The organism is Streptomyces sp. DH12 (assembly GCF_020873895.1).
GTDB lineage: Bacteria > Actinomycetota > Actinomycetes > Streptomycetales > Streptomycetaceae > Streptomyces.
Genome location: NZ_JAHWGT010001240.1, coordinates 1 through 433, shown reverse-complemented (window position 1 = coordinate 433; position 433 = coordinate 1). Strand labels below are relative to the sequence as shown.

Sequence of the window (433 nt, the reverse complement as noted above, 5' to 3'; positions counted from 1 at the left end):
CCCTGATGTGGGGCTTCATGTACGGCACCAAGTACGGCCTGGTCGGGGACTTCAACTCCGCCTTCGGCTGGTCGCTGCCCGACCCGCTCTCCGCCGACCTGGTGCTGGCCTCCATCGGCAACATCGTCACGTGGGAGTTCGTCGGCTACAACATGCTGATCTTCTACTCGGCGCTGCGGGTCGTCCCGCACTCCCTGTACGAGGCGGCGGAGATCGACGGCGCGAGCCAGTGGCGGGTGATCACCGCGATCAAGCTGCCTGCCATCCGCGGCGCGCTGGTGATCGCGACGATCTTCTCCATCATCGGCAGCTTCCAGCTCTTCAACGAGCCGAGCATCCTGCGTCCGCTGGCCCGCAACGCCATCACCACGGACTACACGCCGAACTTCTACACGTACTCGCTGTCCTTCAGCGGCCAGCAGCACAACTACTC

General features: G+C 64.4%; 1 protein-coding gene. It reads left to right on the top strand.

What is annotated here, in order from left to right; genetic code table 11:
* Positions 1 to 433, top strand: a 433-nt coding sequence (locus tag LPA54_RS39445) for a carbohydrate ABC transporter permease (RefSeq protein WP_228985210.1), incomplete at both ends; no start/stop codon positions are given.